General features: G+C 72.1%; 5 protein-coding genes and 1 pseudogene. 2 read left to right on the top strand and 4 right to left on the bottom strand.

Going from position 1 to position 6,839, the window contains the following annotated elements:
* The 4 genes from HUV01_RS10235 to HUV01_RS10250 form a co-directional block, all read right to left on the bottom strand.
* On the bottom strand, window positions 1–1,175 hold a 1,175-nt coding region (locus HUV01_RS10235), incomplete at its 3' end, for an ABC transporter permease (RefSeq protein WP_174298167.1).
* Entirely contained in the window at window positions 1,165–1,839 is a 675-nt protein-coding gene (locus HUV01_RS10240) for an ABC transporter ATP-binding protein (protein ID WP_174298168.1), read from the bottom strand. The genes HUV01_RS10235 and HUV01_RS10240, both read right to left, overlap by 11 nt.
* A gap of 97 nt (window positions 1,840–1,936) precedes the next feature.
* Entirely contained in the window at window positions 1,937–3,130 is a 1,194-nt protein-coding gene (locus tag HUV01_RS10245; protein ID WP_254606554.1) for an MFS transporter, read from the bottom strand.
* Window positions 3,127–4,761 carry a lysine--tRNA ligase gene (locus HUV01_RS10250; RefSeq protein WP_174298169.1) on the bottom strand — a complete coding sequence of 545 codons (1,635 nt, stop codon included), beginning with the start codon at window positions 4,759–4,761 and terminating at the stop codon, window positions 3,127–3,129. Before HUV01_RS10250 ends, HUV01_RS10245 begins: the two co-directional genes overlap by 4 nt.
* A 52-nt stretch (window positions 4,762–4,813) precedes the next feature.
* On the opposite strand from HUV01_RS10250, the gene HUV01_RS10255 reads away from it, so the two are divergent.
* A complete protein-coding gene (locus HUV01_RS10255; protein WP_174298170.1) occupies window positions 4,814–5,380 on the top strand; it encodes a Uma2 family endonuclease in 567 nt (188 codons plus the stop codon).
* A gap of 42 nt (window positions 5,381–5,422) precedes the next feature.
* Window positions 5,423–6,839 (top strand): annotated as a pseudogene (locus HUV01_RS10260) (ATP-dependent DNA helicase); the annotation flags it as partial.

Raw genomic sequence — 6,839 nt, forward strand, 5'->3', positions numbered from 1 at the left:
CAGGGGTGGCTCGCCCGCGACGCGGCGCGCGCCGGAATGGCGCTGCCCAGCAGCGCGGCGAGCAGGCCGAGCGCGAGGAAGGCGAGTGCCGCGCCCGGCTGGAACGCCACATGCGACCCCGCACCCTGGAAATAGCCTGCGCCCAGGTCGCCACCGAACCAGCGCAGCGCCGCCGCCGCCATGCCATAGCCCGCCGCGAGGCCGACGACCGCCCCGATCGCGCCGATCGCCAGCCCTTCGAGCGTCACCGCCGCGACGATCCCCGCGCGCGGCATCCCCAGCGTGCGCAGCAGCGCGAACGCGCGCAGCCGTCGCGCGACCGACAGCGACTGGGCGGAATACACCAGGAAGCCGCCGGTCAGCAGCGCGACGAGCGCCAGCATGTCGAGGTTGACGCGATATGCCCGGCTCAGCGCGTCACCCTGCCGGGCCTCGCTCGCGCCGGTCGACACGGTGGCGTTCGCGGGCAACAGGCCGCGCAACGACGCGGTGGCGGCATCGCGGTCCGACAGCTTCAGGTCGAGTCGGTCGAGCTTGCCCAGCCGGCCGAACCGCTCCTGCGCGGCGGCGATGTCGATCGTGCCGACCACCTGGCCGCCCCCCTCGCCCCCGATCCCCGGCAGCACGCCCGCGAGCGTCAGCGGGACCTGGCGGCCATTGGCGCTCACCACCAGCGCCTGGCCGATCCGCGCGCCCGTCGCGGCGACCGCGGAACGCGACAGGAACAGGGTCTCGGGCGAGAACACGCCGTCCCTCGACTGGTCCGGCCCGGAGGACCGCACGCCGACAAGGCTCGGGGTGACGGCGGCGGCGCGGACCACGTCGAGGCCGAGCAGCGTGAACCGGGCCTTCCCCACCTCCGCGCGCAGGACCACGACCGGGCTCGCGTCCGCGACGCCGGCAGCGGTGGCGACGCGCGGGTACAGCGCCTCGTCGAAGCCCAGCGCGGTCGTGCCGCGCACCTGGAGGTCCGCGGCTCCGTTGACGCCGCTCACCGCGCCTTCGAACGAGGCGAGCGCCGAACCGTTGACGAGGTGGACCGCAAAGCCGAGCGCGACGCCCACCGCGATTGCCACCGCGGTCGCCCCGAACCGCGCGGGATGCCACCGCCACTCGCCCGCGATCAGCCACCGCAGCGCGACGCGGGAGCGCAAGAGACCGGGCTCAACCCCCATGGGCGCTTACCAGCCCATGCGCGTTCAGCATCAGTATCCGGTCAGCCACCCCCGCCGTCGCCGCCGAATGTGTCACCATCACCGCCGCCGCGCCGCCGGCCCGCGTTGCCTTTGCGAACAGCGCGAGCACGCGCGCCGCCGTCTCGGGGTCCAGATTGCCGGTCGGCTCGTCGGCGAGGATCAGCGCCGGACGGTGGACCAGCGCGCGGGCGATGGCCACGCGTTGCAACTCGCCGCCCGACAGGTCGCGCGCATAGCCCTGCCCCCTGTCGCCCAGCCCGACCGCGGCGAGCATCTCGCCCGCCCGCGCCTTCGCAGCATCCGCATCGGGCGCGATCAGCGCCAGCGGCAACGCGACGTTCTGGGCGACGGTCAGGTACGGCAGGATGTGGAAGGCCTGGAACACGAAGCCGATCCTGGTACGCCGCAACCGCGTGCGCGCATCCTCGCCCAGCGGACCCAGCAGCGTGCCGTCGATCCGCACCTCGCCCGCGTCGGGGTCGTCCAGCCCGGCGAGGATGTTGAGCAGCGTCGACTTGCCGACACCCGACTCACCGAGCAGCGCAACCAGTTCGCCCGGCCGGACGGACAAGTCGAGACCGGCGAAGAGCCTCCGCTCCTTCCCGACCGACTTGCTCAGTCCAGTCACTTCGATCGCGTTCATCGGGGCTCAACGATGCGCGTGTCAAATCGTCCCGGGCCGCTGTGTCGATCTCGGCGTCCCCAGGACGAAAAGCGCGAAAGACCAGCAGGCTGACGCCTTACGTCGCCATCGCCGACAGCGGTGTCACGCGCCGCAGCGCGATCGCGCCCGCCATCGCCACTCCGCCCAGCACCAGGCAGAACGTCACCACGCCGGGCCAGCCGCCGCGCGTCCAGGCGACGCCCCCGGCCGAGCCGAGCACGCTGGACCCCATGTAGTAGAAGAACAGGTACATCGCCGAGACCTGTCCCCTGGCGGCGACCGCACGGCGTCCCACCCAGGCGCTGGCGATCGAATGCGTGCCAAAGAAGCCCACCGTCACCAGCGCGATCCCCGCCACGACGGCCGCGAGCGGTGTCGCGGCGGTCAGTGCGACGCCCGTCAGCAGCACCGCGACCGGTATCCAGAACACGCGTCGCCGCCCGATCCGCCCGGCGAGCCCGCCGAACCACGCCGAACTGACCGATCCCAGGATATAGAGCAGGAAGATCCCGCTGACCGCGATCGGCCCCAGCCGGTACGGCGCCGCCTCCAGCCGGAAGGCGGCGTAGTTGTAGACGGTGACGAACACGCCCATCACCACGAAGCCTTCGAGGTACAGCCACGGAAGGCCCGCGTCGCGGAACAGCGCCACGAGGCGGAACCGCTCGCCGCGTCCGCGCCGCACGAAACCGCGCGACGGTGGCGCCAGCCGGCGAAAGCCTTCGGCGAGCCCCAGTCCCGCGACTCCCAGCATCCCCAACCCCCAGCGCCAGCCCACCGCGCCGGCGACGAGGCTCACGCCCAGCCGTCCTGCCATGCCGCCGATCGCGCTGCCGGCGATATACAGCCCCATCGCATGGCCGACGGAGGCCTCGTCCACTTCCTCGGCGACATAGGCCATCGCCACCGCCGGCACGCCCGCCAGCGCAAGCCCGGTCAGCAGCCGGCAGGCGAGCAGCGTTCCCCAGCCGGGCGCGACCGCCGCCAGCAACGTGGCGACGCCGGCTCCGAACATCGCCGCCACCATCATCGGCCGCCGCCCCCAGCGATCCGACAGCGAGCCCGCCGCCAATATTCCGATCGCAAGTGGCCCGGTGGCGATCGAGACCGCCAGGCTCGCCGCCTCCGCACTCAGATCAAAAGTCCGCGCAAAGGTCGGCAGCAGCGGCTGCGTCGCATACAACAGCGAGAAGGTGGCAAAGCCGGCGAACAGCATCGCCAGCGTCAGCCGCCGGTAGGCAAGCGTGCCGCGGGCATGGGCCACGATCACCCCTGCGCCTCTTCCGCCCGCTCCCCCGCCCGCGTCCCCGTCTGCTCCCCTGCGCCGGCAAGCGCGCCGGCGATCAGCCTGCGGGTATTCGCGATACCATACAGCGCGATGAAGCTGCCCATGCGCGGACCCTGCGGCGATCCCAGCAGAGTCTCGTACAAGGCGCGGAACCAGTCGCGCAGCGCCTCCTTGCCGAACGTCGCCTTGCCCGTCTCGTACACCAGCGTCTGGATGTCCTCGGCCCCCGTCCCCTCGGGCAGCGCCGCCAGCCCTTCGTCGAGCAGCCGCAGCGCCCCGGCTTCGACCGGTTCGGGCGCGCGGCGATGGAGCGTCGGCGCGACCACGTCGCGGTTGTAGGCGAGCGCGTGGCCGATCAGCCGGTCGAGCTCCGGGTGCCGCTCGGGCGTCGCATCGGGCAGGTAGCGCGCGAGATAGCCCCACACGCCCTCCCGGCTCGCCCCCGAGCCCAGCACGCCCGCGAGGTTCAGCAGCAGGCCGAAGGTGACGGGCAGTTCACCCGTGGGCGGCGGACCGGCGTGGATGTGATGGACGGGATTGCCCAGCCGCTCGCGCGCCGGCTGGTCGGGGTAGAGCGCGCGCGACTGCCAATACTCGTCCACCGCGCGCGGGATGACGCCCAGGTGCAGCTGCTTGGCCTTGCGCGGCTCACGATAGGCGTAGAACGCTAGGCTCTCGGGCGGCGCATAGTCGAGCCACTGCTCCAGCGTCAGGCCGTTGCCCTTCGACTTGCTGATCTTCTGCCCGGCCTCGTCAAGGAACATCTCGTAGGTGAAGCCCTCGGGCGGGCGGCCGCCGAGCGCGCGCGCGATCCGGCCCGACTGGGTGACGGAGTCGATCAGGTCCTTGCCCGCCATCTCGTAGTCGACGCCGAGCGCGACCCAGCGCATCGCCCAGTCGACCTTCCATTGCAGCTTGGCCCGGCCGCCGAGCGCGGACGCGACGATCCGCCCGCCATCCTCGTCGACGAAGGCGATCAGGCCGGCGTCGGCATCCACCACCTCGACCGGCACCTGGAGCACGCGGCCGCTCGCCGGCGACACGGGCAGCACGGGCGAGTAGGTCGCGCGCCGCTCGGGGCCGAGCGTCGGCAGCATGATCGCCATAATCGCGTCATGATGGCGCAGCACACCGCGCAACGCGTCGTCGAACCGGCCCGAGGCGTAACAGTCCGTCGCCGAGACGAACTCGTACTCGAATCCGTAGCGGTCGAGGAAGTCGCGCAGCCGGGCGTTGTTGTGTGCGGCGAAGCTATCGTAGCGGCCGAACGGGTCGGGGATGCGGCTGAGCGGCCGGCCCAGATGCTCGGCGAGCATCGCGCCGTTGGGCACGTTGTCGGGTACCTTGCGCAGGCCGTCCATGTCGTCGCTGAACGCAACCAGCCGCGTGGGCACGTCCGACAGCTCCGCGAAGGCGCGGCGGACCATGGTGGTGCGCAGGACCTCGTTGAACGTACCGATGTGCGGCAGGCCCGAGGGACCGTAGCCGGTCTCGAACACGATCGCCTCGCCGCCGGGCTTGCCGTCCGGCCAGCGCTTCAGCAGCTTGCGCGCCTCCTCATACGGCCAGGCCTTGGAGTCGAGGGCGGCGGCGCGGAGCTCGGGATCGGTCATCGCGGCGCATCTGGCGCTTTGCGGGTGTCCACGCAAATGCTATGGTCGCCCGATGGAAGAATGGCTTCTTCGTGAGGAACCCAGGCCCGTCAAGTTGACGGTGGACGATTTCCTGCTGCTCGCCGACGCCGGCGCGTTCGACGGTTATGGCCGGACTGAATTGATTGAGGGGGTGATCGTCGAGATGGCACCGATGCGCACCCGGCACGCCTCCCTCGTCGGGGACTTCTACTATAACTTGCGCACGGCGCTCAAGGCGTTCGGATCGCCCCTGACCGCGATGCTGGGACCGACCGTCAAGCTGCCGCCGCACAACGCGCCCGAGCCGGATGTCGTCGTCGTTCAGCTCGGCGATGACCGCTACCTGCCCGGCGAAGCGGCGGCGCTTGCGGTCGAGGTGTCGGTCTCGACGCTCCGGCACGACCTCACGGTCAAGCGCGATATCTACGCGCGAGCCGGCGTCCCCGAATATTGGGTGGTCGACGGCGAGGCGAACGTGGTGCACCAGTTCTGGAACCCGCGCGACGGCATCTATGCCGAAACGCGCGTCGTGGCGCTGGCGGGCGAGCTGGCCAGCGCGACCCTGCCCGGCATCCTCATCGACGCGACCGGCTTCTAGCCGCCCGTTGCCAATCCGTTCCGGGTGGCGGATAGCGGAACCATGCCGCCGCACCCCGCGATCCACGCCAGCCACGCCGGCATCTGGATCGCCGACCGCGAGGGGTGCCGGCAGATCGGCCGGGCCGAGGCGGTCCGGATCGCCGCCGACACGCCGGTGATCCTCCTCAACGCCCCGCTGATCGGGCAGCGGCTGGGCCATGCCGACCTGTCGGGGCTGGACCTGCTGGAGCTGTTCGCCTTCGTCCACCCTGCGCGCTTCGCGGTGCCGACACCGGCGGGGCTCGCACGCGCGGTCGACCTGTCACCGCCCGAGCGCGACGCCGACGTGGCCGAGTTCCTGCTGGAGGCCGCCGCCGCGCTGCTCGCAGTACCCGGCACCGCCGGAAGTCCCGACTGGCCCGAGCGGGAGGGCGCGTGGGCGAGCGCCGGCAGCCTGGCGCGGCTGCGCTGGCCATGGGCACCGCTGGTGACGGCCGCGCTCGAGCGCCCCGCGGACGGCGAACGATCGTTGTTCTCGCGCCTGCCGGAATGGGAGGAACAGCCGCCCCGCCCCGCCCCGCGCAATATCACGCTGGAACCGGGCGAGGCGGAGGCGCGGCTCGCCATGCTGACCGGAGCCATGGACGCGGGCGGTGCGGAGGAGCGTCCCGGCCAGCGTGCCTACACCACCGCCGCCTCTGCCGCCTTTGCCCCGCGAGCGGTGCGCGACGCGCCCAACATGGTGCTGGCGGAGGCGGGGACCGGGATCGGCAAGACGCTGGGCTATCTCGCTCCCGCCTCGCTATGGGCGGCGCGCAGCGGCGGGCCGGTGTGGGTGTCGACCTATACCAAGGCGCTGCAACGCCAGCTCGCGCGCGAAACGCACCGGCTGTTCCCCGATGCCGCCGAACGCCGCGGCCGCGTCGTCACCCGCAAGGGACGCGAGAACTATCTGTGCCTGCTGAACCTGGAGGATGCGCTTCAGGGCGGGTTCGCGGGGCGAGCGGCGGTGCTGGCGCAACTCGTGGCGCGCTGGGCGGCGTATACGGCGGACGGCGACATGGTCGGCGGCGACCTGCCCGGCTGGCTGACGACGTTGTTCCGCCGCAACGGCCCCGCCGCGCTGACCGACCGGCGTGGCGAGTGCATCTATGCCGGTTGCCCCCATTACCGCCGATGCTTCATCGAGCGCGCGGCGCGCGCGTCGGCCGAGGCGGACATCGTCATCGCCAACCACGCGCTCGTCATGGTCAACGCGGCGCGAGGGCGGGAGGTCGCGACGCGGCCGACCCGCTACGTGTTCGACGAGGGCCACCACCTGTTCGACGCCGCTGACGCGATGTTCGGCGTGGCGCTGTCGGGCGCGGAGACGATCGAGCTGCGCCGCTGGCTGCTGGGGCCGGAGACGACCGGGCGCGGCCGGCGGCGGGGCCTTGCCGCGCGACTGTCCGACGTCGCGAGCTATGACGAGGCGGGCG

Source organism: Sphingomonas bacterium (assembly GCF_903643035.1).
Taxonomy (GTDB): domain Bacteria; phylum Pseudomonadota; class Alphaproteobacteria; order Sphingomonadales; family Sphingomonadaceae; genus Sphingomonas.